22 protein-coding genes and 5 tRNA genes are annotated in these 26,878 nt (G+C 60.9%); 18 read left to right on the top strand and 9 right to left on the bottom strand.

From position 1 onward, the window contains the following. The 11 genes from EAG14_RS07740 to EAG14_RS07790 all read left to right on the top strand — a co-directional run bounded on the left by EAG14_RS07740 (position 1) and on the right by EAG14_RS07790 (position 8,149). Positions 1-86: transfer RNA gene (locus EAG14_RS07740), tRNA-Leu, on the top strand. 75 nt (positions 87-161) lie between these two features. Further along, a complete protein-coding gene (tig, locus tag EAG14_RS07745; protein WP_099655892.1) occupies positions 162-1,472 on the top strand; it encodes a trigger factor in 1,311 nt (436 codons plus the stop codon). A gap of 120 nt (positions 1,473-1,592) precedes the next feature. Beyond that, positions 1,593-2,201 (top strand): ATP-dependent Clp endopeptidase proteolytic subunit ClpP, encoded by a 609-nt coding sequence (gene clpP / locus EAG14_RS07750; protein ID WP_099655891.1) that lies wholly within the window; start codon positions 1,593-1,595, stop codon positions 2,199-2,201. Between the two features lie 95 nt (positions 2,202-2,296). Continuing rightward, on the top strand, positions 2,297-3,562 hold the full coding sequence (gene clpX, locus EAG14_RS07755; protein ID WP_099655890.1) for an ATP-dependent Clp protease ATP-binding subunit ClpX: 1,266 nt from the start codon (positions 2,297-2,299) through the stop codon (positions 3,560-3,562). A 129-nt stretch (positions 3,563-3,691) separates the two neighbouring features. Further along, positions 3,692-6,118, top strand: a complete 2,427-nt coding sequence (lon, locus tag EAG14_RS07760; protein ID WP_099655889.1) for an endopeptidase La — start codon at positions 3,692-3,694, stop codon at positions 6,116-6,118. An 83-nt stretch (positions 6,119-6,201) separates the two neighbouring features. Further along, positions 6,202-6,277: transfer RNA gene (locus EAG14_RS07765), tRNA-Gly, on the top strand. Between the two features lie 54 nt (positions 6,278-6,331). Then, positions 6,332-6,405: transfer RNA gene (locus tag EAG14_RS07770), tRNA-Cys, on the top strand. Positions 6,406-6,540: 135 nt separating this feature from the next. After that, positions 6,541-6,616 (top strand) — tRNA-Gly (locus EAG14_RS07775). A gap of 152 nt (positions 6,617-6,768) precedes the next feature. After that, positions 6,769-6,861, top strand: a tRNA-Leu gene (locus EAG14_RS07780). 13 nt (positions 6,862-6,874) lie between these two features. Then, complete coding sequence (locus EAG14_RS07785) at positions 6,875-7,501, top strand: DUF6806 family protein (protein ID WP_121728518.1); 627 nt, start codon at positions 6,875-6,877, stop codon at positions 7,499-7,501. 123 nt (positions 7,502-7,624) lie between these two features. Further along, positions 7,625-8,149: a M48 family metallopeptidase gene (locus EAG14_RS07790; RefSeq protein WP_099655887.1), complete on the top strand. Its 525-nt coding sequence runs from the start codon at positions 7,625-7,627 to the stop codon at positions 8,147-8,149. An 87-nt stretch (positions 8,150-8,236) separates the two neighbouring features. Here the strand turns inward: EAG14_RS07790 and murI are convergent, their stop codons facing one another. Together murI and EAG14_RS07800 are read right to left on the bottom strand one after the other, a co-directional pair. Further along, positions 8,237-9,130 carry a glutamate racemase gene (gene murI / locus EAG14_RS07795; protein WP_121728519.1) on the bottom strand — a complete coding sequence of 298 codons (894 nt, stop codon included), beginning with the start codon at positions 9,128-9,130 and terminating at the stop codon, positions 8,237-8,239. 185 nt (positions 9,131-9,315) lie between these two features. Further along, the gene (locus tag EAG14_RS07800) at positions 9,316-10,884 is read right to left on the bottom strand and encodes a fumarate hydratase (RefSeq protein WP_099655885.1); all 1,569 of its coding nucleotides are present in this window, start codon (positions 10,882-10,884) and stop codon (positions 9,316-9,318) included. A 178-nt stretch (positions 10,885-11,062) separates the two neighbouring features. Here EAG14_RS07800 and fumC point away from each other — a divergent pair, with 178 nt between their 5' ends. Further along, positions 11,063-12,466 (top strand): class II fumarate hydratase, encoded by a 1,404-nt coding sequence (fumC, locus tag EAG14_RS07805; RefSeq protein WP_121728520.1) that lies wholly within the window; start codon positions 11,063-11,065, stop codon positions 12,464-12,466. 75 nt (positions 12,467-12,541) lie between these two features. On the opposite strand, the gene EAG14_RS07810 is transcribed toward fumC, so the two are convergent. Further along, complete coding sequence (locus EAG14_RS07810; protein WP_099655883.1) at positions 12,542-13,141, bottom strand: TIGR00645 family protein; 600 nt, start codon at positions 13,139-13,141, stop codon at positions 12,542-12,544. 189 nt (positions 13,142-13,330) lie between these two features. On the opposite strand from EAG14_RS07810, the gene acs reads away from it, so the two are divergent. Beyond that, on the top strand, positions 13,331-15,325 hold the full coding sequence (acs, locus tag EAG14_RS07815; RefSeq protein WP_099741484.1) for an acetate--CoA ligase: 1,995 nt from the start codon (positions 13,331-13,333) through the stop codon (positions 15,323-15,325). A gap of 426 nt (positions 15,326-15,751) precedes the next feature. After that, complete coding sequence (locus EAG14_RS07820) at positions 15,752-16,210, top strand: LapA family protein (RefSeq protein ID WP_369803875.1); 459 nt, start codon at positions 15,752-15,754, stop codon at positions 16,208-16,210. Positions 16,211-16,317: 107 nt separating this feature from the next. Here EAG14_RS07820 and EAG14_RS07825 read toward each other — a convergent pair whose 3' ends face one another. Next, positions 16,318-16,623 (bottom strand): c-type cytochrome, encoded by a 306-nt coding sequence (locus EAG14_RS07825; protein ID WP_121728521.1) that lies wholly within the window; start codon positions 16,621-16,623, stop codon positions 16,318-16,320. Positions 16,624-16,739: 116 nt separating this feature from the next. Here EAG14_RS07825 and EAG14_RS07830 point away from each other — a divergent pair, with 116 nt between their 5' ends. Together EAG14_RS07830 and ilvD are read left to right on the top strand one after the other, a co-directional pair. Beyond that, on the top strand, positions 16,740-16,982 hold the full coding sequence (locus EAG14_RS07830; RefSeq protein WP_099655879.1) for a TIGR04438 family Trp-rich protein: 243 nt from the start codon (positions 16,740-16,742) through the stop codon (positions 16,980-16,982). Positions 16,983-17,150: 168 nt separating this feature from the next. Next, positions 17,151-19,010: a dihydroxy-acid dehydratase gene (gene ilvD, locus EAG14_RS07835; protein ID WP_099655878.1), complete on the top strand. Its 1,860-nt coding sequence runs from the start codon at positions 17,151-17,153 to the stop codon at positions 19,008-19,010. Between the two features lie 248 nt (positions 19,011-19,258). On the opposite strand, the gene bfr is transcribed toward ilvD, so the two are convergent. The 4 genes from bfr to EAG14_RS07855 all read right to left on the bottom strand — a co-directional run bounded on the left by bfr (position 19,259) and on the right by EAG14_RS07855 (position 24,052). Further along, positions 19,259-19,735: a bacterioferritin gene (bfr, locus tag EAG14_RS07840; protein ID WP_121728522.1), complete on the bottom strand. Its 477-nt coding sequence runs from the start codon at positions 19,733-19,735 to the stop codon at positions 19,259-19,261. A gap of 183 nt (positions 19,736-19,918) precedes the next feature. Next, complete coding sequence (locus EAG14_RS07845) at positions 19,919-22,363, bottom strand: TonB-dependent receptor (RefSeq protein WP_240456967.1); 2,445 nt, start codon at positions 22,361-22,363, stop codon at positions 19,919-19,921. Positions 22,364-22,596: 233 nt separating this feature from the next. Next, complete coding sequence (locus EAG14_RS07850) at positions 22,597-23,556, bottom strand: FecR domain-containing protein (RefSeq protein WP_121728523.1); 960 nt, start codon at positions 23,554-23,556, stop codon at positions 22,597-22,599. 19 nt (positions 23,557-23,575) lie between these two features. After that, positions 23,576-24,052: a sigma-70 family RNA polymerase sigma factor gene (locus EAG14_RS07855; protein WP_121728524.1), complete on the bottom strand. Its 477-nt coding sequence runs from the start codon at positions 24,050-24,052 to the stop codon at positions 23,576-23,578. A 193-nt stretch (positions 24,053-24,245) separates the two neighbouring features. Between EAG14_RS07855 and lgt the strand changes: the two genes are divergently transcribed. Together lgt and EAG14_RS07865 are read left to right on the top strand one after the other, a co-directional pair. Next, complete coding sequence (lgt, locus tag EAG14_RS07860) at positions 24,246-25,067, top strand: prolipoprotein diacylglyceryl transferase (protein WP_121728525.1); 822 nt, start codon at positions 24,246-24,248, stop codon at positions 25,065-25,067. Between the two features lie 174 nt (positions 25,068-25,241). Further along, positions 25,242-25,838, top strand: coding sequence for a hypothetical protein (locus tag EAG14_RS07865; RefSeq protein WP_121728526.1), 597 nt, complete (start codon positions 25,242-25,244; stop codon positions 25,836-25,838). A 259-nt stretch (positions 25,839-26,097) separates the two neighbouring features. Here the strand turns inward: EAG14_RS07865 and EAG14_RS07870 are convergent, their stop codons facing one another. Beyond that, entirely contained in the window at positions 26,098-26,625 is a 528-nt protein-coding gene (locus tag EAG14_RS07870; RefSeq protein ID WP_121728527.1) for a hypothetical protein, read from the bottom strand. Between the last annotated feature and the right edge of the window lie 253 nt (positions 26,626-26,878).

The raw sequence follows: 26,878 nt of genomic DNA on the forward strand, positions 1-26,878 counted from the left end.
GCGCGGGTGGCGAAATTGGTAGACGCACCAGGTTTAGGTCCTGACGCCAGCAATGGTGTGGGGGTTCGAGTCCCCCCCGCGCACCATCCATGTGAGACTTTGCGGAACACGGCGCTGCTGCGCTGCAGCCAGCACGATCCACATTCATAAGAGGAATAGCCATGGCCGTTACTGTTGAAACCCTTGAAAAGCTCGAGCGCAAGATCACGCTGAGCGTGCCCGTCACCCTGATCCAGTCCGAAGTCGACACGCGCCTGAAGCGTCTGGCCCGCACTGTGAAGATGGACGGCTTCCGTCCCGGCAAGGTGCCCATGAATGTGGTCGCTCAGCGTTATGGCTACTCCGTTCAGTACGAAGTGCTCAACGACAAGGTCGGTGAGGCTTTTGCCGTGGCAGCCAACGAAGCCAACCTGCGTGTGGCTGGCCAGCCCCGCATTACTGAAAAAGAAGGCGCCCCTGAAGGCCAGGTCACTTTTGACGCCATCTTCGAAGTGTTCCCAGAAGTCAAGATTGCAGACCTGTCGGACGCTGAAGTCGAAAAGCTGTCGGCCGAAGTGACCGATGCAGCCATCGACAAGACCATCGACATCTTGCGCAAGCAGCGTCGCAGCTTCGCACAGCGCGCCCTGGACGCAGCTGCCCAAGACAGCGACCGCGTGACCGTGGACTTCGAAGGCAAGATCGACGGCGAACCCTTTGACGGCGGCAAGGCCGAAGACTTCCAGTTCCTGGTTGGCGAAGGCCAGATGCTCAAGGAATTCGAAGATGCAGTGCGCGGCATGAAGTCTGGCGAGAGCAAGACTTTCCCCCTGGCATTCCCCGCCGACTACCACGGCAAGGATGTTGCAGGCAAGACTGCAGACTTCCTCGTCACCGTCAAGAAGATCGAAGCAGCCCACCTGCCCGAAGTGAACGACGCCCTGGCCAAGTCCCTGGGTATCGCTGACGGTTCCGTGGACGGTCTGCGCGCCGACATCAAGAAGAACCTGGAGCGTGAAGTCAAGTTCCGTCTGCTGGCCCGCAACAAGCAAGCCGTGATGGATGCTCTGGTGGCCAAGGCCGAACTGGATCTGCCCAACGCCAGCGTGCAAGCCGAAATCGGCCGTCTGCTGGAAGGCGCCCGCGCTGAGCTGAAGCAACGTGGCATCAAGGACGCTGACAAGGCTGAAATCCCTGAAGACGTGTTCCGCCCCCAAGCCGAGCGCCGCGTGCGCCTGGGTCTGGTGGTGGCCGAGTTGGTGCGTGCCAACGAACTGCATGCCAAGCCCGAGCAATTGAAGGCCCACATTGACGAGCTGGCTGCCAGCTACGAGAAGCCCGAAGATGTGGTGCGCTGGTACTTCGGTGACCGTCAGCGCCTGGCAGAAGTCGAAGCCGTTGTCATCGAAAACAACGTGACCGATTTCGTTCTGGGCAAGGCCAAGGTTGTGGACAAGGCCGTATCGTTCGATGAACTGATGGGCCAGGGCTAAAGCCCATACCGCCATTTGCCCTGTGGGTGAGGCGGCGGTAATGCGAATCCAGGGGCTTGTGCTTTCGTGCACAGGCCCCAATTCATTTCTGGGTACAGTACCTGCTTGACTGGAGAAAACATGAGCGCATTGGAAACACAAGGCCTGGGTATGGTCCCTATGGTCATCGAGCAGTCTGGCCGCGGTGAGCGGTCCTATGACATCTACTCTCGCCTGCTCAAGGAGCGCGTGATCTTTCTGGTGGGGCCGGTGAATGACCAGACTGCCAATTTGGTGGTGGCTCAGTTGCTGTTCCTTGAGAGCGAAAATCCTGACAAGGACATTTCGTTCTACATCAACTCGCCAGGAGGCTCGGTGAGCGCCGGTATGGCGATTTTTGACACCATGAACTTCATCAAGCCCGATGTGTCGACACTGTGCACGGGCATGGCGGCCAGTATGGGGGCCTTCTTGTTGGCTGCTGGCGCCAAGGGCAAGCGTTTTGCGTTGCCCAATTCCAAGGTCATGATCCACCAGCCGCTGGGTGGCATGCAAGGGCAGGCGACAGAAATTGAAATCCACGCCCGTGAGATTCTCAAGACCCGCGAGCAACTCAACAGCATCCTGGCAGAGCGCACGGGCCAGTCGCTTGAGAAGATTCAGCGCGATACAGAGCGCGACTATTTCCTGTCGGCCGATGAGGCCAAGGAATACGGTCTGGTCGATCAGGTGATCAGCAAGCGCGCCTGAACCCGGTAGGACACTGGGCGGCGTTTTCCCTCGGGGAAGACGCCGTTTTTATTTGGTTATCATCCTGACAACTTTCCGTAACAAGGCGTTGCCCCATGGCCGAGAAAAAAGGCTCTTCCAGCGAAAAAACCCTTTACTGCTCCTTTTGCGGTAAAAGCCAGCACGAAGTCAAAAAGCTGATCGCTGGTCCGTCGGTCTTTATCTGTGACGAGTGCATTGACCTGTGCAATGAGATCATTCGTGATGAGCTGCCTGTGGGCGAGCTGTCCAAAGAGGCTCGCAGCGATCTGCCGACGCCCATCGAGATCAAGACCAATCTGGACAACTACGTGATTGGTCAGGACTTTGCCAAACGCACCTTGGCGGTGGCGGTCTATAACCACTACAAGCGCTTGCGTCACAAGGACAAGGCACTCAAAGACGATGTGGAGCTGTCCAAGAGCAACATCTTGTTGATTGGCCCCACCGGCTCTGGCAAGACTTTGCTGGCCCAAACCCTTGCACGCATGCTGGACGTGCCTTTTGTGATGGCCGATGCCACCACGTTGACCGAGGCTGGCTATGTGGGCGAAGACGTTGAGAACATTGTCCAAAAGCTGCTGCAGAGCTGCAACTACGACGTAGAGCGTGCCCAGCGCGGCATCGTTTACATCGACGAAATTGACAAGATATCCCGCAAGTCTGACAACCCTTCTATCACCCGCGATGTGTCGGGTGAGGGTGTTCAACAGGCGCTTCTTAAGTTGATTGAAGGCACGATGGCCAGTGTGCCTCCGCAGGGGGGGCGCAAGCATCCGAACCAGGATTTCCTGCAAATCGATACCACCAACATCTTGTTCATCTGTGGCGGTGCGTTTGCTGGCCTTGAAAAGGTCATTGAAAATCGCACCGAGGCTTCGGGTATCGGTTTTGGTGCTGCGGTGCGCAGCAAAAAACAGCGCTCGCTCACCGATGTCTTCCAAGAGATCGAGCCCGAAGATTTGATCAAGTTCGGGATCATCCCTGAGCTGGTGGGGCGTATGCCCGTGGTCACTGCGCTGGCTGAGCTTAGCGAAGATGCGCTCGTTCAGATCCTGACCGAACCCAAGAATGCGTTGGTCAAGCAATACAGCAAGCTGCTGGGCATGGAGGGCGTTGATCTGGAGATTCGCCCTGCAGCGCTTAAGGCGATTGCCCGCAAGGCATTGGCACGCAAGACCGGTGCCCGTGGCCTGCGCTCCATCCTGGAGCAGTCGCTGATTGGCACCATGTTCGATTTGCCCAATGCGAGCAATGTTGAAAAGGTGGTCGTGGACGAATCCACGATTGAAGAAAATAAGCCACCGCTGCTCGTTTACCGCGAAGCGGCCAAGAAGGCCTGAAATGCCCGGTACGGGTCGCCCATTGGTCGCCCCTTCAACGATCACAACCCTTGTGCCAGCGCGGCTGCGCACAAGGGTTGAAAATCCCCAAATGTGGATCATCTTCCACAGAGTTAACTGAGGATTTCCATGTCCGGACATACCCCCCTTCCCGCCACACCCATTGAACTGCCGCTGTTGCCGTTGCGCGACGTGGTGGTCTTCCCTCACATGGTGATCCCCTTGTTTGTGGGGCGCCCCAAGAGCATCAAGGCGCTGGAGCTGGCCATGGAGGCCGAGCGCCGCATCATGCTGGTCGCGCAAAAAGCGGCAGCCAAAGATGAGCCTTCCGCCTCTGACATGTTTGATGTCGGCTGTGTCTCTACGATCTTGCAGATGCTCAAATTGCCCGATGGCACTGTCAAGGTGCTGGTGGAAGGCCAGCAGCGTGCTTTGGTCGCATCGATTGAAGACGCGGACACCCATTTCACTGCCACCGTGACCCCGGTTGAAGCCGTGGCCGAGGCGAGCAAGCCCAGTGAAATTGAGGCTTTGCGCCGTGCGGTGATGCAGCAGTTTGACCAGTACGTCAAACTGAACAAGAAGATTCCTCCGGAAATCCTCACCTCCATTGCCAGCATCGATGACCCAGGTCGTCTGGCAGACACCATCGCTGCGCACTTGCCGCTGAAGTTGGAAAACAAGCAGGTAGTCCTGGACTTGTCGGATGTGAAGTCACGGCTGGAAAACCTGTTTGAGCAGCTGGACCGCGAAGTCGACATCCTGAATGTTGACAAAAAAATCCGTGGGCGCGTGAAACGCCAGATGGAAAAGAACCAGCGCGATTTTTATCTCAACGAGCAAGTCAAAGCCATCCAGAAAGAACTGGGCGAGGGTGATGATGGCGCCGACATTGAAGAGATTGAGAAGAAGATCAAGCTCGCCAAGATGTCTGCCGAGGCTCGCAAAAAAGCCGATGCGGAACTCAAGAAGCTCAAACTGATGTCGCCCATGTCGGCTGAGGCGACGGTGGTGCGCAATTACATTGATGTGTTGACTGCGCTGCCATGGGCCAAAAAGACCAAGATCAAGCACGATCTGCTCAATGCCGAAGGTGTTTTGAACGAAGACCACTTTGGCCTGGACAAGGTCAAGGACCGCATTCTTGAATATCTTGCAGTGCAGCAGCGTGTGGACAAGGTGAAGGCCCCCATCCTTTGCCTGGTGGGGCCACCGGGTGTGGGCAAGACCTCGCTCGGCCAGTCGATTGCCAAGGCCACGGGGCGTAAATACGTCCGTATGGCCCTGGGCGGCATGCGTGACGAGGCCGAAATTCGTGGGCACCGCCGCACGTACATCGGCGCGCTGCCCGGCAAGGTGCTTCAGAGCCTTTCGAAGGTGGGAACGCGCAACCCATTGTTCCTGCTGGACGAAATCGACAAGCTGGGGACTGACTTCCGTGGCGATCCCTCCAGCGCGCTGTTGGAGGTGCTGGACCCTGAGCAAAACCATACCTTTGGCGATCACTATGTGGAGGTCGATTTCGATCTGAGCGACGTCATGTTTGTCGCTACGTCCAACTCGATGAACATCCCGCCAGCGTTGCTCGATCGCATGGAGGTCATTCGTTTGTCGGGGTACACCGAGGATGAAAAGACCAACATCGCAATGAAGTACCTGCTGCCCAAGCAGCTCAAGAACAACGGCGTCAAGGACGAAGAGTTGTTGATTACCGAGTCTGCTGTGCGCGACATGGTGCGCTACTACACCCGGGAGGCCGGTGTGCGCTCCTTGGAGCGTGAGCTGTCCAAGATTTGCCGCAAGGTGGTCAAAGGCCTGCAACTCAAAAAGCTCACGCCCCAGGTGGTAGTGAGCGAGGACAACCTTCCGGATTTTCTGGGCGTGCGCAAGTACAGCTACGGACGTGCTGAGCTGCAAAACCAGGTGGGGCAGGTCGTTGGTTTGGCGTGGACCGAGGTCGGTGGTGATTTGCTCACCATTGAAGCGGCGACGATGCCAGGCAAAGGTGTGATCACACGCACTGGGTCGCTGGGTGATGTGATGAAAGAGTCCGTGGAAGCTGCGCGCACCGTAGTGCGTAGCCGGGCCAAATTGCTGGGCATCAAGGATGAGATGTTCGACAAGCGCGACATCCATATCCACGTGCCTGACGGTGCGACGCCAAAGGATGGCCCTAGCGCGGGGGCTGCCATGACCACTGCTTTTGTGTCTGCCTTGACCGGGATCCCCGTGCGCGGAGATGTCGCCATGACCGGTGAGATCACGCTGCGCGGTGAAGTCACGGCCATCGGTGGACTCAAGGAAAAGTTGCTGGCGGCATTGCGCGGGGGCATCAAGACCGTGCTGATTCCTGAAGAAAACGTGAAGGATCTCCAGGAGATTCCAGACAACGTGAAAAGCGGGCTGGAGATCGTGCCGGTTAAATGGATCGACAAGGTGCTTGAAGTGGCCTTGGAGCGCAAGCCTGTACCGCTGACGGATGAAGAGGCGGCGGTGGTCCCCGTGTCGGCAGACAAGGGCACTGCGGCGGTTGGCAGTGATTCTTTGAAGCACTGAACATTTTTTCAAAAACAGCCAAAAAATGCGCTACAATTCATTCCATCGCAGCAAACGTTGTAGAATGTAAGGCTTCGGTAAATGCGGGAATAGCTCAGTTGGTAGAGCGCAACCTTGCCAAGGTTGAGGTCGAGAGTTCGAGACTCTTTTCCCGCTCCAATTTCCAAAAAAGGGAAGCAAAAGCTTCCCTTTTTTGCCAAGGCAGTAGTTTCTGGCGCGGTAGCAAAGCGGTTATGCCCCGGATTGCAAATCCGGTTAGTCCGGTTCGACTCCGGACCGCGCCTCCAGGATGCAGCTGACTTGCTGAAATAAGCAAAAGCTTGTTTTAGACGGTTGGAAAGTTTTTGATTTTCTTGTGTTGATCAAAAATTTTGTGTTATAATTTTAGTCTTGCTGATGCACTGGTGTGTTGAAAGCAAAATGCGGGAATAGCTCAGTTGGTAGAGCGCAACCTTGCCAAGGTTGAGGTCGAGAGTTCGAGACTCTTTTCCCGCTCCAAATTTAAAAGGGAAGCTCAGGCTTCCCTTTTTTCTTGGTGCAGCGTGGCAGCGCTGGTTTTGTAGTCGCTGCGTTGCTCTTGTTCGATGGGGCGTTGCTTAGCGGTGACGTCCGGGTTACGCTGCCATGCAATCGCGCATACGGTAGCTGGCGCCCCGATGGTGAAATTGGTAGACACTGCGGACTTAAAATCCGCCGCTTTCCTGAAAAGGGGCGTGCCGGTTCGACCCCGGCTCGGGGCACCATTACGATTCAATCATGTCAAGTTACAACGCTCCCTTCGAAATCCATGTCCACGGGCAGGTGCAGCTGCGTGCTGATGCCAGTTTTGACCAGCTCCAAGATGCCTTGAAACCATTGTGGAAATATGCCGGCGCTCGGTCTTTGGCCGACGGCGCCGCAAGTGCTTACGAAGAGGAGCCTGGCATCAAATTCGATGCCCAGGAGCATCTTCTGCAAATCTGCTGGACGGTGCGGGGCGATGACGACTTTCGCCAGACTTTGGACGAGATGTGCATGAGCCTGAACGAGCTCTGCGAGATGGGGGCCGCCTTGGAGGTGACCTTCTACGATGCTGAGTTTGAGGAAGACGAAGGCCAAGACGGTGCCGAGTCGCGCGATGACTTCGTGATGCTATTTGTGGGGCCTACCCCAGCAGCCATCATGCAGGTGCAGCGTGATCTGCTGGTGCAAGATGTGGTGAACATGATGGAGCGCCACTTTGACGGCGCTGAGCTTGGTGGCGTGGTGGCAGAGATCGATAAGTTGTTCACCCAGCGTTTCGATGCGCTGGTCAACTCGCTTGAAATTGGCAAGCCCCCGCGCGGCCCCGGTGGCTCTGGCAGCGGCCACGGCGGTGGCCGTCGCCCACGCCATTTACACTGAGTCTTGCCAGGGTGGGGGCTGTTCTGCTTCCTCCCGCAGCCCTTTGTCAGCCTATGGCTTCATGCGAACAAGTGGTCGGCTTGCAACGTGCCCTTCAACGGCCCTGTGGTCGCCATATTTCCAATGATCCCTGATTTGCCCTACCTGCGGTCTTACCCTGCTGCGCTCCAAGGCCAGGCGCGTGAGCTGTTGGCCCAAGGGCAACTGGGGCCGGTATTGCAGCGCAAGTATCCGCAGGCACACTCGGTGCGCAGTGACAAGGCTTTGTACGACTACGTGCAAGAGCTCAAGTCCCGTTATCTGCGCAACGCAGGCACGGTCAACAAGGTTCTCTTTGACAACAAGATTCACGTCGTGCGTCACGCCCTGGGCTTGCACACGGCGGTGTCGCGTGTGCAGGGCAGCAAGCTGGCTGCCAAGCACGAGATCCGTATCGCGTCGATGTTCAAGCAGGCACCGGACGAGTTTTTGCGCATGATCGTGGTCCATGAGCTGGCCCACCTGCGGGAAAAAGGGCACGACAAGGCTTTTTACCAGCTGTGCGCTCACATGGAGCCGCAATACCACCAGTACGAGTTTGATCTGCGCCTGTACCTCACGCATGTGGAGAGCACGGGCACACGGTTGTGGGGTGCTGAGTCCGCGTGAATTCTGCTCGGGGTCGGTTGTTTTGCTATTAATTTAATAGCTTTTTGCGCTTGTATTTCAAGCGCTACCCCCATTTTTGATCACAAATCAGGGAACGGATACGGTACTGCAGCAACGTGCCGGGAGTTGGAGCCAACGCTGGGCGGCGGCTTCCAGCATGCTCACGGGGCCTGTGGTCAGTAGTTGTACCGGTGGGGCTGCATCTGTGGGGGCTTGTGGTTCGCCACTGTCGTCTGGTGGCTTTGTTTGGCGCAGCAAGCCTGCTGCCTCTAGCAGGCGCCGTGTCTGGCGCGCCACCGGCTCACCGGTCTCGATGAATCGGACATCGGGCCCCACTAGTGCGCGCAACTCGTGCTCCACAAAAATGTAGTGGGTGCAGCCCAGCACCAGGGTGTCCATCTGCCCGGCTGCTGTACCAAACGGGCCCATGGCATTCACATAGCGCTCGCAAAGTGCACCAGTTTCCGTACTGTTGACGGCATTGCTGGCCGTGGTCGGTGGCAGTGTCACGCTGTGCTCGACAGCGTGCGCCAGGCCATCGCAGGGTTGCACTACAAAGTGGGCCTGATCGGCCAGAGAGGCCATCAGCTTTCCGAACTTGGCGCTGCTGAGCGTACCCCGCGTGCCGATCACTCCCACATGCCCCGTCTTGGTGACTGCCAGTGCTGGCTTGATGGCGGGCTCCAGGCCGACGAGGGGAAGGTCAGGGTGGCTGCTGCGCACTTCATGGATGGCCGCTGCAGTGGCGGTATTGCAGGCCACCACCAGTGCTTTGATATCGTGTTTTTCGCGCAAATACTGGGTGATGGCATGGGTGCGTGCCGCCACAAACGCATCGCCTCGCTCGCCATAGGGGGCGTTGGCGCTGTCGGCCAAGTACACGAACCGCTCGTTGGGCATGGCTGCCAACAGCATGCGCAGCACGCTCAGCCCGCCGACGCCGCTGTCAAATACACCGATGGGGGAAGAGGACTGCGGCATCGTGGAATCAAGCTCTGGCAGTTAGACAAGCCGTGGATTGTAGGAAAGACGGGGCTGCTGCGCTGGTGCGCCGCTTGCAGCCCACGAGTCCGTCGAAGGGATGTGAAAAAACCGCCCGAAGGCGGTTTTGTGGGGGCGTGCTCAGGGCTCGCAGTACAGCCGTGCCCCGGTGGTGACCCCAAGCATCAAGCAGCGGCTACTTCAATGCCCTTGAACTCGCCCGAGGCGATGCGCTTTTGCCATTCGGCTGGGCCCGTGATGTGGGCACTGGTGCCGCCGGCATCCACGGCCACGGTCACGGGCATGTCCACCACGTCAAATTCATAGATGGCTTCCATGCCCAGGTCGGCAAAGCCCACGACCTTGGCGGTCTTGATGGCCTTGCTGACCAAGTAGGCGGCGCCGCCCACGGCCATGAGGTAGGCGCTCTGGTGCTTCTTGATGGCCTCGATGGCGACCGGGCCGCGCTCGGCCTTGCCCACCATGGCGATCAGGCCGGTCTGGGCCAGCATCATCTCGGTGAAGCCGTCCATGCGCGTGGCGGTGGTGGGGCCTGCAGGGCCCACGGCCTCGTTCTTCACCGGGTCCACGGGGCCCACGTAGTAGATGATGCGGTTGGTGAAGTCCACGGGCAGCTTCTCGCCCTTGGCCAGCATGTCCTGGATGCGCTTGTGCGCAGCATCGCGACCGGTCAGCATCTTGCCGTTGAGCAGCAGCGTGTCACCGGGCTTCCAGCTGGCCACTTCTTCCTTGGTCAGTGTGTCCAGGTTGACCTTCTTGCTCTTGTTGTAGTCAGGCGCCCAGTTCACGTTGGGCCACAGGTCGAGGCTCGGGGGCGTGAGGTACACGGGGCCAGAGCCGTCCATCACGAAGTGCGCGTGGCGTGTGGCGGCGCAGTTGGGGATCATCGCAATCGGCTTGCTGGCTGCGTGCGTGGGGTACATCTTGATCTTGACGTCCAGCACCGTGGTCAGGCCGCCCAGGCCTTGCGCGCCAATGCCCAGGGCGTTGACCTTTTCAAACAGCTCCAGGCGCAGCTCTTCAACCTTGTCGAGCGCGGGGCCGCCGGTCTTGGCGGCTTCGGCCTTGGCTTGCAGTTCGTACATGTCCAGGTCGTCCATCAGGCTTTCCTTGGCCATGAGCACGGCCTTTTCGGCCGTACCGCCAATGCCGATGCCCAGCATGCCGGGCGGGCACCAGCCAGCGCCCATGGTGGGCACGGTCTTGAGCACCCAGTCCACCACGTTGTCGCCGGGGTTGAGCATGTACATCTTGGACTTGTTCTCCGAGCCGCCGCCCTTGGCGGCCACGGTGATGTCCACGGTGTTGCCGGGCACGATCTCGGTGAAGATCACGGCAGGGGTGTTGTCCTTGGTGTTCTTGCGGGCGAACTGCGGGTCGGCCACGACCGACGCGCGCAGGGTGTTGTCGGGGTGGTTGTAGCCCCGGCGCACGCCTTCGTTGATGGCATCGTCCAGGCTGCCGGTGAAGCCTTCCCAGCGCACGTCCATGCCCACTTTCAGGAACACGTTGACGATGCCCGTGTCTTGGCAGATAGGGCGCTGGCCAGTGGCGCTCATCTTGCTGTTGGTGAGGATCTGGGCGATCGCATCCTTGGCCGCCGGGCTCTTCTCGCGCTCGTAAGCGCGGGCCAGGTGGGCGATGTAGTCGGTGGGGTGGTAGTAGCTGATGTACTGCAGTGCGCCGGCAATGGATTCGATCAGGTCTTCTTGGCGAATGGATGTCGTGGTCATGGCGGGAAGTTTGTGGGGATGAAATCGACAGCCTTCGATTATCCCTCTGCGGGCTTGCGTGGTTCTGTCAGGGTTATCTGGTGGCTTGCGTGCCTGCTTTGAGCCACGGGCTTGTGCGCCATGCAATGGACTGGTTATGCTGGGTGCCGTCCTTTACTTGTAAGCCAGGATCACGCACATGACACTGCAAAACGGCAAAGCATCGGCCTACCGCACAGAGCGCGACACATTTGGCCCCATCGACGTGCCTGCGCGGCGGTTGTGGGGAGCGCAAACACAACGCTCTTTGCAGCACTTTGCCATCTCGGGCGAGCGCATGGCCCTCGAACTCATCCGGGCACTGGCCCAGGTCAAACGTGCCAGTGCGTATGTGAACCACAGCCTGGGTTTGCTGGATGCCACCCGCACCACGGCCATCGTGGCCGCGTGCGATGAAGTGATGGCTGGGGCACACGAAGAGGAGTTTCCTCTGGTGGTGTGGCAAACCGGGTCGGGCACCCAGACGAACATGAACATGAATGAGGTGCTGGCTAACCGGGCGAGTGAGTTGCTCAGCGGCCCGCGTGGGGAAGGGCGGCTGGTGCACCCCAACGACGATGTGAACAAAAGCCAGTCGAGCAACGATGTCTTTCCTACCGCCATGCACCTGGCGGCAGTGGATGCAATGACCCACAAACTGCTGCCAGCCCTGCATGCGTTGCGCATGACGTTGGCCGCCAAGGCCGAGGCGTTTGCGGACATCGTGAAAATTGGCCGCACGCACTTGCAGGATGCAACCCCGCTGACTTTGGGGCAAGAAGTCTCGGGCTGGGTGGCGCAGCTGGAGCATTCCGAGCGCCATGTTCGCGCCGCCATGCCCCATTTGTGTGAGCTGGCCCTGGGTGGCACGGCCGTGGGCACGGGTTTGAATGCGCCTGCGGGCTATGCGCAGGCGGTGGCCAAAGAGCTGGCCGACCTGACCGGGCTGAACCTGGTGACAGCCCCGAACAAGTTCGAAGCCCTGGCCAGCTGCGATGCCTTGGTGCATGCCCATGGTGCGCTCAAGGGGCTTGCGGCCAGCCTGATGAAGATTGCCAACGATGTGCGTTGGCTGGCCAGTGGTCCGCGCAGCGGGCTGGGCGAGATCACCATCCCGGAAAACGAGCCGGGTTCGTCCATCATGCCGGGCAAGGTCAACCCGACCCAGTGCGAAGCCATGACCATGCTGTGCGCCCAGGTCATGGGCAACGATGTGGCGGTTGGGGTGGGCGGGGCCTCGGGCAATTTCGAGCTCAACGTGTTCCGGCCCATGGTGATCCACAACTTTTTGCAAAGCGTTCGCCTGCTGGCAGACGGCATGGTCAGTTTTGACAAGCACTGCGCTTCGGGCATTGAGCCCAACCATGACCGGATTGAAGCGCTTGTCGAGCAGTCGCTGATGCTGGTGACCGCGCTCAACCCCCACATCGGTTACGACAAGGCCGCTGCCATTGCCAAGGCGGCACACAAAGAGGGGATCAGTTTGCGAGAGGCCGCGCTGGCCTCTGGCCATGTGACGGCTCAGGAGTTTGATGCCTGGGTGGTGCCGCGCAGCATGGTCTGATGCCGCTACGCGGTGCGCGGTGCATTCCATCGCCCCGCCGGGCGCTGGGCTTGCGCGGCGGCGGGGGCTGGCGGCTCAGTGGGAGTCGCTGGGGTGGGACATCAGCCGGTCGGTCAGCGCAATCGCCAGGGCGCTCAGCAAGAAGACCACGTGGATGATGGTCTGCCACATCAGCACCTTGAGGTCGTAGTTGGCCGCATTGATGAAGGTCTTGAGCAGGTGAATGGAGCTGATGCCGATGATCGCAGTGGCCAGCTTCACTTTGAGCACGGAGGCGTTCACGTGGCTCAGCCATTCAGGCTGGTCTGGGTGCTCTTCCAGGTGCAAGCGGGATACAAAAGTCTCGTAGCCACCCACAATCACCATGATGAGCAGGTTGGAGATCATCACCACGTCAATCAATGCCAGTACCACCAGCATGATGATGGTCTCGTTGAGTGCCATGACCTCAAAGTCACTCTTGTAGCCAATGCTGGTGACCAGCTGCTGCAGGGCTGCTTTGTTGCCGAAGGCGGCTTCCACCAGATGGACCAGCTCCACCCAGAAGTGAAAGACGTACACCGCCTGCGCCAGAATCAACCCCAGGTACAGCGGCAGCTGCAGCCAGCGGCTGGCGAAAATGAGCGAGGGCAGGGGGCGCAGCGGAGCGCTGGTTTTGGGCTTGGGATGGGACATGCGTGCCTGCGATAGGTAATAGAAAAAGGGGCGACGGGAAAACGTCGCGATTCTAGGGGCGAGCCGTGACAGCCTTCACAACCAAGGGCTAACCCCAAGCCGGATAGGCCCCGGCGAGTCAGTAGCATGTAAGTGCGGCAGAAGACAGTAGCTGCCAATTCCTATTCCAATGACCCAGGAGACAACACCATGAGTGCAACAACATCCGCGATCGAGTCTGTGTTGGTTGAAAACCGCGTGTTTCCACCATCCGACGTCATCGTCAAGGCGGCGCGCATTTCCGGCATGGCCGGGTATGAGGCACTGTGCAAAGAGGCCGAAACCGATTTCGAAGGCTTCTGGGCCAAGCAGGCACGTGCCAACGTGCAATGGTCAAAGCCCTTCACCCGCACGCTGGACGAGTCCAACGCCCCGTTTTTCCGCTGGTTTGACGACGGCGAGCTGAACGCCAGCGTCAACTGCCTGGACAAGCACATCGGCACGCCCACGGAAAACAAGACGGCCATCGTCTTCGAAGCCGATGACGGCACCGTCACCAAGATCACCTACAAAGAGCTGCTGGCCCGCGTGAGCCAGTTCGCCAACGCGCTCAAGGCCCACGGCGTGGCCAAGGGCGACCGCGTGCTGATCTACATGCCCATGACCATTGAGGGCGTGATCGCCATGCAGGCCTGTGCCCGCATCGGCGCTACGCACAGCGTGGTGTTTGGCGGCTTCAGCGCCAAGGCCGTGCACGAGCGCATCATCGATGCCGGTGCCGTGGCCGTCATCACTGCCAACTACCAGATGCGTGGTGGCAAGGAGCTGCCGCTCAAGTCCATCATTGACGAAGCTCTGGCCATGGGCGGCTGCGACACCATCCGCAACGTGTTCGTGTACCAGCGCACCGCCACGGCGTGCAACATGGTGGCAGGCCGTGACAAGACCTTTGCTGAAGCACTGGCGGGCCAAAGCACCGAATGCGCGCCCGTGGCCGTGGGGGCCGAGCACCCGCTGTTCATCCTCTACACCAGTGGCTCCACCGGCAAGCCCAAGGGCGTGCAGCACAGCACCGGCGGCTACCTGCTGTGGGCCAAGATGACCATGGACTGGACGTTTGACCTGCGCGCAGACGACGTGTTCTGGTGCACGGCCGACATCGGCTGGATCACGGGCCACACCTACGTCGCCTACGGCCCGCTGGCCGCAGGCGCCACACAGATCATCTTCGAAGGCATCCCCACCTTCCCGAACGCGGGTCGCTTCTGGCAGATGATCGAGCGCCACAAGTGCACGATCTTCTACACCGCCCCCACCGCCATCCGCTCGCTCATCAAGGCGGCTGAGGCCGATGAGGCTGTGCACCCCGCGCGCTCCGACCTGTCGAGCCTGCGCATCTTGGGCAGCGTGGGCGAGCCCATCAACCCCGAAGCCTGGATGTGGTACCACAAGAACGTGGGCGGCGAGCGTTGCCCCATCGTGGACACCTTCTGGCAGACCGAAACGGGTGGCCACGTCATCACCCCGCTGCCTGGCGCCACGCCACTGGTGCCTGGTAGCTGCACGCTGCCTTTGCCCGGCATCACCGCAGCCATCGTGGACGAAATGGGCAACGACGTACCCAACGGCGCGGGTGGCATCCTGGTGATCAAGCGCCCCTGGCCCAGCATGATCCGCACCATCTGGAACGACCCCGAGCGCTTCAAGAAGAGCTACTTCCCCGAAGAACTCAAGGGCTACTACCTGGCGGGCGATGGCGCGGTGCGCAGTGCTGACCGCGGCTACTTCCGCATCACCGGCCGCATCGATGATGTGCTGAACGTGTCGGGCCACCGCATGGGCACGATGGAGATCGAATCCGCCCTGGTCGCCAAGACCGATCTGGTGGCCGAGGCCGCCGTGGTGGGCCGCCCTGACGACGTGACCGGTGAGGCCATCTGTGCGTTCGTGGTGCTCAAGCGCTCGCGCCCCACCGGCGAAGAAGCCAAGCAGATTGCCAACGAACTGCGCAACTGGGTGGCCAAGGAGATTGGCCCCATCGCCAAGCCCAAGGACATCCGCTTTGGCGACAACCTGCCCAAGACCCGCAGCGGCAAGATCATGCGCCGCCTGCTGCGCAGCATTGCCAAGGGCGAGGCGATCACGCAGGACACCAGCACGCTGGAAAACCCCGCAATCCTCGATCAATTGGCCAAGGCCAATTGATCGAGGAGGCGCCGTGGAGCGGCGCCAGCGCGGAGCGCTTTCGGGGTTTGGGGACACTCATAACGCGCAGCGATGTGATGTGGCCACAGAACCCGGCCATCTTGGACCAACGGTCACAGACCAACTGACCTTTGGGGCACACCCTTCAAAAGCGCCTAAGCATCAGGCGCTTTTTTTATGCCCTTGGCAGATACATTGCTTTGCCGAGACTTGCCCGCAGGCACGGTAGGATGCCGCGATAGAGCCCGTCCGCCGGCGTGGAGTTATCTGCGCAAGTGGTAGCAAACCCAGTCTTCGCATTGGCAAAAATCATGTGAAAGCGTTTTGCCCCTCTGTGCCGGGCGGCGTGCAACCATGCGCCATGGCCTGTCATGCCCACCGGGGGCGGCAGGCACACTTCTCGCATTGAAAGGACTTACCGTGAAAATGCTTTCTACCGTGCTGCTCTTCATCATCGTGGCCATTACCAGTCTGGCTGCGCTCAACTGGGAGGCTCTCTCGGTTGTTTCTGCCGTGTCTGTGGGGTTGGCCACTTTCGATGCCCCGCTGGGCTTGCTCATGCTGGGGCTGACCTCGTTGCTGGGTGTGCTGCTGGTGGCGTACGTGCTGTCGCTTCAGGGCTCGGTATTGCTGGAGACACGCCGCCACACCAAAGAGATGCAGGCGCAGCGCGAACTGGCAGACAAGGCGGAAGCCTCTCGGTTTACCGAGTTGCGTGCGTTTTTAGAAAACCAGCACGCACAAGGGCACACCACTGTGATGGCACGGCTCGACAGCCTGGAAACCCGCCTGGCTGCGCGTGCGCAAGAGTCGGACAACACCACTGCGGCCTACGTGGGACAACTGGAGCAGCGCTTGGTTGGCGGGCCAGGCGCGACGGAGTAAGCGGGCGCAGGCCAAAGCGCACGGCCTGCAAAGCAAAAAGCCGCACAACCTTGACGGTGTGCGGCTTTTTGCTGCGTGGGATAAGCCCCACGGCAGGACCACGGGGCTTACTTCAGCGTCAGAACCCAGGCAGCCAGCTTCTTGGCTTCTGCTTCATTGACTTGGGCATTAGCAGGCATGGGCACGGGGCCCCACACGCCAGAGCCACCCTTGATGATCTTGGTGGCCAGCTTGTCTACAGCGTCTTTTTGACCAGCGTACTTGGCAGCGACATCTTTGTAGGAAGGACCCACCAGCTTCTTGTCGACAGCGTGGCAGGCCATGCAGTTCTTGGAAGTGGCCAGGGCTTGGTCGGCCATGGCGGGGGCTGCAACGGCAAGCGTCATGGCGATGGTGATCAGGGCACGTTTCATGGTGGGTTTTCCTGTGGTTGGGTTACAGTTCTTTCAACGCGATTGTAGTGACGTGGGTTGACCAAAATTTGTCCTCGGTCAAGGAACGCAAATCGCATCTTTTGGGGGAGCTTGCTATGTATCTTTTAGGCGTTTCGCTGCTGCTGCTGTTACTCAAGTATCTGGAGATCGGGCCCGTAGCCACCTGGTCCTGGTGGGTGATTGTGGGCTCTTTCGGCGCTACTGCGGCGTGGTGGTGGTGGGCCGATGCCACAGGCTACACCAAGCGCAAAGCCATGGAAAAAATGGACGAGCGCAAGAAAGAGCGCATCAATAAAAACAAAGAAGCCTTGGGTATGCGTCCGCGCAAGCCCAGGTAATACGGCAAGGGCAGGGGCTGGCTCGCTCAGCTCCTGCGCCTGAAACACCCAAAGGCTCAGGGTTAGCGATCGCCCCTGCCGCCGGTGCTGTTGGTTGTGCTGGAGGATAATTCGCCCGCCGCCTCCTGGCTTCGGCTTCCCTCTACCAACACTTCAACCGACATCACGATGCCCGCTTACCGCTCCAAAACCTCCACCGCTGGTCGCAACATGGCTGGTGCCCGCTCGCTGTGGCGTGCCACCGGCATGAAGGACGACGACTTCAGCAAGCCGATCATTGCGGTGGTCAACTCGTTCACGCAGTTTGTGCCCGGCCACGTCCACCTCAAGGACTTGGGCCAACTGGTGGCGCGTGAGATTGAAGCAGCGGGCGGTGTGGCCAAAGAGTTCAACACCATCGCCGTGGACGATGGCATTGCGATGGGCCACGACGGCATGCTGTACTCGCTGCCCAGCCGCGACATCATTGCGGATTCGGTGGAATACATGGTCAACGCGCACTGCGCCGATGCCATGGTGTGCATCTCCAACTGCGACAAGATCACCCCCGGCATGCTGATGGCCGCCATGCGGTTGAATATTCCGGTGGTGTTCGTCTCGGGCGGCCCGATGGAGGCTGGCAAGGTCAAGTTGCTCAACCCCACGACCCAGAAGATTGAGTTCAAGAAGCTCGATTTGATCGACGCCATGGTGATGGCCGCCGACGACAAGGTCAGCGACGCCGATGTGGCCGAGGTAGAGCGCTCTGCGTGCCCCACCTGCGGTTCCTGCTCTGGCATGTTCACCGCCAACTCCATGAACTGCCTGACCGAAGCCTTGGGCCTGTCCCTGCCCGGCAATGGCACTGTGGTGGCCACGCATGCCGACCGCGAGCAACTGTTCAAGCGCGCCGGGCACCTGGTGGTGGAGCTGTGCAAGCGCTACTACGAAGAAGACGACAGCAGCATCCTGCCGCGCTCCATGGGCTTCAAGGCGTTTGAGAATGCGATTGCATTGGATATCGCCATGGGCGGCTCCACCAACACCATCCTGCACATTCTCGCCATTGCGCAAGAGGCCGAAATCGACTTCACGATGGCCGACATTGACCGCATGTCCAAGATCGTGCCGCAGCTGTGCAAGGTCGCACCCAACACCAACAAGTACCACATTGAAGACGTCCACCGCGCGGGCGGCATCATGGGTATTTTGGGCGAGCTGGACCGCGCAGGCCGTTTGCACACCGACGTGCCCACCGTGCACAGCAAGACCATGAAAGACGCGCTGGACCAGTGGGACATTGCCCGCAACCCGTCCGACACGGTCAAGACCTTCTACATGGCTGGCCCTGGCGGCATTCCTACGCAAGTCGCATTCAGCCAAGCCGCACGCTGGCCCAGCCTGGACACAGACCGCTCTGAGGGCTGCATCCGCTCGATCGAGCATGCCTTCAGCAAAGAAGGCGGTTTGGCCGTGCTGGTCGGCAACATTGCCCTGAACGGCTGCGTGGTCAAGACCGCAGGCGTGGACGACAGCCTGCTGGTGTTTGAAGGCCCCGCCCATGTGGTGGAGTCGCAGGACGAAGCCGTGGCCAACATCCTGGCCGACAAGGTCAAGGCGGGTGATGTCGTCATTGTGCGCTACGAAGGCCCCAAGGGCGGCCCTGGCATGCAAGAGATGCTGTACCCCACGTCGTACATCAAGTCCAAGGGCCTGGGCAAAGCCTGCGCGCTGTTGACCGATGGCCGCTTCTCGGGCGGCACCTCGGGCCTGTCCATTGGCCACGCTTCGCCCGAAGCGGCAGCCGGTGGCGCCATTGGCTTGGTGAAGAACGGTGACCGCATCCGCATCGACATCCCCAACCGCAGCATCAACGTGCTGGTGTCCGACGAAGAACTGGCCCAGCGCCGCGTGGAGCAGGACGCCAAGGGCTGGAAGCCCGCGCAGCCACGCCCCCGCAAGGTGTCTGCGGCGCTCAAGGCCTATGCCAAGCTGGTCATGTCGGCCGACAAGGGTGCGGTGCGCGATCTGTCTTTGCTCGACGATTGATTGGGGCGACCGAAAGGTCGATCCGCGCCAGCCATCGCCACCCGTGCTGCGGCACCCAGGTGGCGCTTTGGTTGAACGGGTAGCCCGGAACAAAAAAGCCGCCATGCAGCAATGCATGGCGGCTTTTTTTATAGTTTTGCTATTTATTTGATAGCTTTTGGCGCTTGACTGGATTGCGCTAGAGCCTGATTTGACAAAAACCTGCGAATGGGGCCTGGTGCCCCCTTTGCTCAAGCCATTCAGGCCATTCAGGCGGCAGGCTGCGACTGGCTTTGCAGGTAGTTGGGCAGGCCCATTTTCTCGATCAGGCCCAATTGCTTTTCCAGCCAGTAGGCGTGGTCTTCCTCGGTGTCGCGCAGCTGGGCCAGCAGCAGGTCGCGGCTCACGTAGTCGCGCAGGCTCTCGCACAGTTGTATGCCTTTTTGCAGGGCATCGCGCACTTCGTATTCCACGGCCAGGTCTTTTTGCAGCATCTCCACTACCGTGGTGCCGGGGGTGAAGGGATTGGGGCGCATGTCAGGCATGCCGCCCAAAAAGAGGATGCGGCGCAGCAGCGCGTCGGCGTGCTGGGTTTCTTCCTGCATTTCATGGTCCAGGCGGGTGTACATCTTCACCAGGCCCTGGTCTTCGTAAATGCGCGAGTGGATGAAATACTGGTCACGCGCAGCCAGCTCGCCGCGCAGCAGGTTTTTGAAATATTCGATGACTTGTGGGTTTCCCTGCATGGTGCATTCCGTTCTTCTGAGGCGGCGAGTATCGCGCGCCTGGCACGGGTTCAGGGTCATAACCCCGCATGTCGCTTTGCATGCGAACCGTCATCATTAGCGCTTGCGTTGAGCCCTCTGCCCATCCACCGGCTGTTTCTGGTGGAGGGGTGGAGGCCGCTCGCGCAGACCTGCGTTACAGGCTTAGAAGTCGATGGCGGCAGACAGCATCAGCGTGCGCGGTGCTCCCACCGTCACGTAGCCCGACGCCGTCACCCAGTAGGCCTTGTCGGCCACGTTCTCCAGATTGGCGCGGAACACCACAGCCTTGCCTGCCACCTTGGTGGCGTAGCGCGCGCCAATGTCCACGCGCGTCCAGGCGGGCATGCGCAAGGTGTTGGCCGCGTCGTAGTACATGGCCGAGGTGTTGATCACCCGGCCGTTCAGGCTCAGGCCCTGCACCCAGGGGGTGTCCCAGTCCAGGCCCAGGTTGAAGGTGTGGTCGGGCACGCCGGTGGCATTCTTGCCTTGGTTCACGCCGCCCTGGGTTTTGGCCATCTTGGCATCGTTGAACGCGGCGCTGGCCATGGCCCGCAGGCCGCGCTGGATTTCGCCATACGCCGTCAGCTCCAGGCCCCGGTTGCGCTGCTCGCCGCCGTAGCTGTAGATGTTGGTGATGGGGTCGGTGACGGCGTTGGGCTTGGTGATTTGGTACAGGGCCGCCTGGGTGGTCAGGCTGCCCCAGTCGGCCTTCACGCCCACTTCGTATTGCTTGGTCTTTTGCGGTGCAAACACCTCGCCCTGGTTGGCGGTGCTGGCGCCCGCAATGCCCCCAGCAGCCAGGCCTGCCGTGTAGTTGCCATACACCGAGATGTTCTTTTGCGGCTTGAACACCAGCCCCACCAGTGGCGTCACGGTGCTGGCCTTGTAGGGCGTGGAGCCATTCACGCTCTTTTGGTGGATGGTTTGGTCGCGCAGGCCCAGTGTGGCCAAAAAGCGGTTGTTGAAGAATGCCAGGGTGTCGGCCACGGCCAGGCTGGACTGCGACAGATCGGCCGTTTTGCTGGGGGCGCCGCGCGCGAAGTCAATGGCGGGCAGCGGTGCGGGGTGGTAGATGTTGGAGGCCACCGTGGCCGAGGTCAGGCCATAAAAGTACCCGCTTTCACGCGCCATGGTGTTGGCCGACACCACCAGCGTGTGGGCCACATCGCCCGTCTTGAAGCGCGTGCGCAGCCCCACATCGGCTGACGTGGTCTTGTTGTATTCGTCGTAATAGCCGTTGGCCACGGTGAAGTTGCCCAGCGCATCGATGCGGCGCATGGCAGTGGGGAAGTTCTGGTTGCTCGTCACATCGCTGTAGCCCACGGCGCCATAGGCCGTGGTGCGGTCGTTGATGTCGTATTCCAGGCGCGAGATCACGGTCTTGGCCTTGTCCGTCAGCTCAGTGCCGGGGTATAGCGTGGTGCGGTTGTCGGGCACCGCAGGCACCTGGGTGATGCCCGCCAGGAAGGCGCTTTGTGCGCGGAACTCGGTCGTCTTTCCGCTGCTGGTCAGCGTGTCCATCGACCAGCGCAGGCCGGCACCGGCGTAGTCCACCCCCAGCGAGCCCAGCCCCAGGCGCTGGCGGCCGCCGTCGATGTTGCCCTCGCCATTGCGCCACACACCGTTGGCGCGCACACCCCACTGGTTGTCTTCGCCAAAGCGGCGGCCCACATCCAGGTGGGTGCCCAGTTGGGCCTTGCCCATGTAGGTGGTGGTCAGGCGCGTCAGCGGCACATCACTCGCTCGCTTGGTCACCACATTGATGCTGCCGCCCACGCTGCCGCTGGGGCCGATGCCGTTGGTGAGCGAGCCAGGGCCCTTGAGCACTTCCACGCGCTCAATCATCTCCAGCGGGATGCGGGTGGAAGGCGTCAGGCCAAACAGGCCATTCATGCTGATGTCGCGGGGCGATACGGCAAAGCCACGGATCTGAAAGTCATCGCCATAGCCGCCTCGGGCTTGCAGTGTGCGCACCGAGGCGTCGCTCATCACCACGTCCGACACCGTCAGGCCTTGCTGGTTTTCAATCAGCTCGGCCGTGTAGTTGGTGGTGCTGAAGGGCACGTTCATCAAATCGGTCTTGCCCAAAATGCCCAGGTCGCCCCCGCGCGCAAACTGGCCGCCCGAGTAGGTCTTTTGCAGGCCGCCAATGGCCTCGGCTTCTTCCGACACCACCACCTCTGCCAGCGCCGCCTTTTGGGTGGGGGCTGCGGTGCCGCGCAGCACGTAGGCGCCGTTACCTTCGCGCACGGCGCGCCAGCCGGTGCCTTCCAGCGCCTTGGCAAAGCCCGCGTCCACGCCATAGCTGCCCTGCAGGCCGCCAGAGCGGGCGCCGCCCAGCTGCGCAGCGTCAAAGGCCAGGGTCACGCCTGCGGCGTGGGCGTATTGCGCCAGCACCTGGGCCAGGGGGCCTGCTTCAATCGCAAACGCCTTGGCAGCGGCCGCTGCGCCTGTGGCTTCTGCTGGGTTGGCCGTGCCCTGCGCGTAGGCCAGAGGGGTGAGCAGCGCTGCCGCACTCAGCGCCGCAATGCGGGCCGCGCGGGCCATGGGGTGCAGGGCAAAGTGGGGGTGGGCGGCGTGGCCGCCGTTCATTCGGGTGCGGGACATGGAGCTTCCTCGGTTCGGTGGGATGGAAAAAATTCGCTTCACTGGTATGCCGAACGAGGCGCTCCCATCATGCAAAGGCTGTTACAAATTTATAGAAAAAATTAAGGCAGCGTGTGCCCAATTGATAAGCCATCTATGCCCCTAGAGCTCATTGATAAAGCGCTAGCAGCTATCAATTTGATAGTTATTTGAGGAGGGCAGGGCGATAGCAAAGGGCGTTGGGCTCAGCCCCCTCACGCAGCCTCCACCCGCACCCAGTAGCGGGTGCGGTAGTGCACCTGCACGGCAAAGCTGGCGGCCAGTGCGGCCAGGGCCTGGTCGGTGTGGTCCAGCGCAAACGCGCCAGACACTTGCAGGTGGGCCACCTCGGGTGCGCAGCCCAGGTAGCCGGGGCGGTAGCGGGCCAGCTCCTGCACCAGCTCGCCCAGGGGCATGTCCAGGGCGATGAGCCCGCCGTTGCGCCAGCTGGCCTGCGCCAGGTTGGCCGGTTGGGGTGGCAGGGCTTCGGTAGACGAAAAATCCAGCTGCTGCCCGGCCACCAGCAGGCGCGCCTCGCCATGGGTGGGCTTTACGCGCACCGATTTTTCTTGCACCGCCACGCGGGTGTGCCCCGCGTCCAGCGCCTGCACGGTGAACTGCGTGCCCAGCGCCAGCACGGTGCCCTGCGGCGTTTGCACGCTGAAGGGGCGCTGGTGCAAGTCCGGCCGGGTGCTGATCTGGATGCGGCCAGAGCGCAGCTGCAGCCTGCGCTCGTGCGCGTCAAACTGCTCGTCCACCGCCGTGGCGGTGTCCAGCGCCAGCTCAGAGCCATCGGGCAGGCCCAGGTGCTGGCGCTCGCCCGTGGCGGTGTGGTACGTGGCGCCCAGCGCCTGCCAGGGGCTGGCTTGCCAGGCCAGCCACGTTGCCGCGCACCCGCCCAGGCCTAGCGCCACGCCCCGCAGCGCCGCGCGCCGTGCCAGTGGGGGCTGGGCCAGGGCCTGCAGGGCCACCGGAGCGGGGATGCGTGCCAGCCGCTGGCTCACGGCTTGCACCGTTTGCCAGGCTTGCTGGTGGCTGGCGTGGGCGCTGTGCCAGTGCTGCCAGGCCTGCTGGTCCTCGGGCGTGGCGGCTTCGTCGTGCAGTCGGGTGTGCCAGCGCGCGGCCTCGTGCAAGGCCTGGCGCTCGGCTGGGGTGCGGGTGGCGGTGGATTTCATGCGGGCGGGGCGGGTCTACTTAGGCCAAGGCCAGGCAGCAGTGCTCCATGGCGCGGGTCAGGTAGTTGCTCACCGTGCGGTGCGATATGCCCAGGCGCTGGGCGATTTCGGCATAGGGCAACTCTTCCAGCTGCGCCAGCAAAAACGCTTGCCGCACCTTGGTGGGCAGGGCGCGCAGCAGGGCGTCTACCTCCAGCAGGGCCTGCTGGGCTTGCGCCTGGTCCTCGGGGGAGGGCGCTTGCTCCTCGGGCAAGGCGGCCAGGTAGTCCAGATAAGCCTGCTCCAGCGTGCGGCGCCGGAAGAGGTCGGCCACCAGCCCGCGCGCCACCGTCGCCAAAAAGCGCTGCGGCTCGCGCAGGTCTGCGGGCGACAGCTCTGAGCGCATCACCCGCACAAAGGTGTCGTGCGCCAAGTCCGCCGCGTCCTCCCGGTTGCCCAGACGCTTGCGCAGCAGGCTTTGCAGCCAGGGGTGGTGGTCTAGGTAAAGCTCTTGCACGGCAACGAACGGGCAAACTGGTAAATGGGCGGAAGCGGGTGTGTGAATGCAAATAGGAATGCTTATCAATTATGCCAAAGTTGGCATGTAACCCACTCATTGGGGTGCCCAGGGCCGCACTGGGTTTTGGTGCGCAGGGCACTTTGGCCTCACGCCAAGCCCGTCATGGGTTGCGGGCACAATACCGCCCACCATGCTGACTTACCCCCACATCGACCCCGTTGCCCTGCAGTTGGGCCCCCTCGCCATCCACTGGTACGGCATCACCTACCTGGTGGCGTTTGGGCTGTTCATGTTCCTGGGCACGCGCCGTCTGCGGCACGAACCCTTTGCCTCCATCACCGGCCCCAGCGCTTGGACGCGCCGTGATGTCGAGGACATCCTCTTCCTTGGCGTGGCCGGTGTCGTCATTGGCGGGCGCCTGGGGTACTGCCTGTTTTACAAGCCCGGCTACTACCTCACCCACCCGCTGGAGATTTTTGCGGTGTGGCAGGGCGGCATGGCGTTTCACGGCGGCCTGCTGGGGGTGATTGCCGCCATGCTGTGGTTTGCCCATTCGCGCAAACGCCCCTGGCTGCAGGTGGCCGACTTTGTAGCGCCCTGCGTGCCCACCGGGCTGGCCGCCGGGCGTGTGGGTAACTTCATCAACGGCGAGTTGTGGGGCCGCTTTGCCAGCCCCGATCTGCCCTGGGGCATGGTGTTTGCGCACAGCGGCTCCCTGCAGCCCCGCCACCCCTCGCAGGTGTACCAATTCTTGCTGGAAGGCTTGCTGCTCTTTGTGCTGCTGTGGCTGTATGCCCGCCGCGAGCGCAAACAGGGCCAAGTGGCCGCCGCCTTCTTGGTGGGCTATGGCAGCTTCCGCTTCATCGCCGAGTATTTCCGCGAGCCCGATGCCTTCCTGGGCCTGTTGTCACTGGGCATGAGCATGGGCCAGTGGCTGTGCGTGCCTATGGTGGCCGCAGGCATCGCGCTGTGGGTGTGGGCGCAGCGCCAGCCGGTGGTGGGGCGCAAGTGAGTTGCATGCCGCGCTGATTGGCCAAAACCGCAGCCGAGCGGCCCAGCCATCCTGGCGCCGTCGGCACGGTCTTTGCTGCTTGCGCCATCGAAGTCTGGGCCGCCACGGCGTGCCAGTGTCTGCCCCGCAATGCAGGGGCCAAAAAATCAAACAGTTAACAACGAGGGAGTCAGCATGATTGAAGTGAGCGGTGGGGTCGTGGGCGTGTCAGACAAAGCGGTGTTTTTCAGCACCCTCAAAACCCTGGCGCCAGACGCCGTGGCCGCCTTGGGCAAGGGTGACAAAGCCAAGCTGGGAGAGCACGGCATCGTGATCGAGAAGGACAAGGTCGCTTCGGTGCACGCCGTCAAGGACGCCAAGTTCACCACCGTCATCTCTGCCAAGGGCATGGGCGACGACATCGGGGTGCACGCCCTGAGTGAGGCCGCACAACAGCGCATCGTTGCCAGCGTGCAAGCCCTGCTAGGCCGCAAGGGCCAGCAAGCGCAAGTGCAAGCGGGCCTCTTCCAGCGCTCGGGCAAATCCATCGTGCTGGCGGTCTGCAGCCTGGTGCTGACGGCGGCGTTTTATTACATCGTCTCGTCCCTGCACAGCGACTCGGTGCAGCGCACCGGCAAAAACGCGGGCAAGGAAGAGTTTTTGTACTCCATCGCTCACACCCTGGGGCCCACGGGGACCTTGGTGGCAGGTGGCTTGGTCACCGCGTTGTTTGTGTTTGCCGCTTTCAAGAACAGCAAGAAGAACTGGGTGACTCAGCGGTATTCGTTCTGAGTGGGTTTAGGCTGGGGCGCAGAGGGCCGAGTCAGTGCCTCTGGGTCATGTGCTCTGTTGCGAGGTCGGATGAAGGGGCGTTGAATTGCTCCTGGATGTGCCTGCACTGTCATGCAATGGGATTTACGGCCAAGAGCAACCGGTGGTAGTTAGAGAACGTCGATGCTCAAGGTCGGCACTGACCGGAACACAATAGACGCGGCAAAGCCGCATTCTTCAGTTGTGTTTCCGTGTCGAGCGCAAAGTTAGGAATAGCTTGCTATTCAATTGGACGAAGACCGCGACGGACACGATCTTGGTTGTAGAGTTCGTTGCGAAAGGCATTGGGATCGCTCATGCCGTCGAGTGCCTGCCAGATTTCCTCGCGTGAAGCAGCTACGTTGAATCCGGCGGCAACCAGAGCTGCACGGGTATCGTTAAAAGCCTCGTCGTCCATATCCGACACTGCAACGTAGTCTGGCACTGTGGCTGCCACGAGGTTGTACTGCCCTTCATTGTCGAGACGCACTACTGGAGCACGTTCTAATGGCGTTTTCTCGGGACCGCGCCACAGGCCAACAAAGCCGCCCTCTTGGTCTCGACCGAACCAAGCGATGAGCTTGTTCGTCGCGTCCATTGCCGCAACGTTTGCCATGGTGTCGGGATCGGCACGGTCAGTTTCGTTCAAGTAGCTTGTGTCCGAGGGTTCTGCCCATTCTGGATCATCTATGAATTCAAACTCAATCTGATCCAGCACAGTCTGAAGATTAGCGAGATTTTTCTGAAGTCGATTTACGTCGGGCGTCATAGCGGGTTTCCTTCTTCCAGGGGATCGCAGTCGAGAGATTGGGGGGGGGGTTAGCCTAACGTGACGCGTCCCGCAAAACCTGCGGGATAAACTGGACCGTGCGGAATATTCTGGGCATTGATTCCTCCGGGAAGTGACTTACAGCATGGGTTTCCAGGCGGTCACTTGTTTAGATGCCCAGGTATAGAAATTCTGCGAAACCCGGCAAGCGTTAAGTCCGCAAACTATATCGTGCCAGTAGGTTGAACCGGGC

The sequence above is a fragment of the Acidovorax sp. 1608163 genome, from assembly GCF_003669015.1.
GTDB lineage: Bacteria > Pseudomonadota > Gammaproteobacteria > Burkholderiales > Burkholderiaceae_C > Acidovorax.

What these genes read in the sequence shown, in the direction of transcription:
- tig (WP_099655892.1), top strand. Translation starts at nt 162, where the DNA reads ATGGCCGTTACTGTTGAAACCCTTGAAAAGCTCGAGCGCAAGATCACG.
- bfr (WP_121728522.1), bottom strand. Translation starts at nt 19,735, where the DNA reads ATGCAGGGAAACCCACAAGTCATCGAATATTTCAAAAACCTGCTGCGC.
- EAG14_RS07785 (WP_121728518.1), top strand. Translation starts at nt 6,875, where the DNA reads ATGTCAAGTTACAACGCTCCCTTCGAAATCCATGTCCACGGGCAGGTG.
- EAG14_RS07790 (WP_099655887.1), top strand. Translation starts at nt 7,625, where the DNA reads ATGATCCCTGATTTGCCCTACCTGCGGTCTTACCCTGCTGCGCTCCAA.
- EAG14_RS07850 (WP_121728523.1), bottom strand. Translation starts at nt 23,556, where the DNA reads ATGAAATCCACCGCCACCCGCACCCCAGCCGAGCGCCAGGCCTTGCAC.
- EAG14_RS07810 (WP_099655883.1), bottom strand. Translation starts at nt 13,141, where the DNA reads ATGTCCCATCCCAAGCCCAAAACCAGCGCTCCGCTGCGCCCCCTGCCC.
- EAG14_RS07830 (WP_099655879.1), top strand. Translation starts at nt 16,740, where the DNA reads ATGTATCTTTTAGGCGTTTCGCTGCTGCTGCTGTTACTCAAGTATCTG.
- EAG14_RS07825 (WP_121728521.1), bottom strand. Translation starts at nt 16,623, where the DNA reads ATGAAACGTGCCCTGATCACCATCGCCATGACGCTTGCCGTTGCAGCC.
- acs (WP_099741484.1), top strand. Translation starts at nt 13,331, where the DNA reads ATGAGTGCAACAACATCCGCGATCGAGTCTGTGTTGGTTGAAAACCGC.
- fumC (WP_121728520.1), top strand. Translation starts at nt 11,063, where the DNA reads ATGACACTGCAAAACGGCAAAGCATCGGCCTACCGCACAGAGCGCGAC.
- ilvD (WP_099655878.1), top strand. Translation starts at nt 17,151, where the DNA reads ATGCCCGCTTACCGCTCCAAAACCTCCACCGCTGGTCGCAACATGGCT.
- lgt (WP_121728525.1), top strand. Translation starts at nt 24,246, where the DNA reads ATGCTGACTTACCCCCACATCGACCCCGTTGCCCTGCAGTTGGGCCCC.
- lon (WP_099655889.1), top strand. Translation starts at nt 3,692, where the DNA reads ATGTCCGGACATACCCCCCTTCCCGCCACACCCATTGAACTGCCGCTG.
- EAG14_RS07845 (WP_240456967.1), bottom strand. Translation starts at nt 22,363, where the DNA reads ATGTCCCGCACCCGAATGAACGGCGGCCACGCCGCCCACCCCCACTTT.
- EAG14_RS07865 (WP_121728526.1), top strand. Translation starts at nt 25,242, where the DNA reads ATGATTGAAGTGAGCGGTGGGGTCGTGGGCGTGTCAGACAAAGCGGTG.
- EAG14_RS07870 (WP_121728527.1), bottom strand. Translation starts at nt 26,625, where the DNA reads ATGACGCCCGACGTAAATCGACTTCAGAAAAATCTCGCTAATCTTCAG.
- EAG14_RS07820 (WP_369803875.1), top strand. Translation starts at nt 15,752, where the DNA reads ATGCTTTCTACCGTGCTGCTCTTCATCATCGTGGCCATTACCAGTCTG.
- murI (WP_121728519.1), bottom strand. Translation starts at nt 9,130, where the DNA reads ATGCCGCAGTCCTCTTCCCCCATCGGTGTATTTGACAGCGGCGTCGGC.
- clpX (WP_099655890.1), top strand. Translation starts at nt 2,297, where the DNA reads ATGGCCGAGAAAAAAGGCTCTTCCAGCGAAAAAACCCTTTACTGCTCC.
- clpP (WP_099655891.1), top strand. Translation starts at nt 1,593, where the DNA reads ATGAGCGCATTGGAAACACAAGGCCTGGGTATGGTCCCTATGGTCATC.
- EAG14_RS07800 (WP_099655885.1), bottom strand. Translation starts at nt 10,884, where the DNA reads ATGACCACGACATCCATTCGCCAAGAAGACCTGATCGAATCCATTGCC.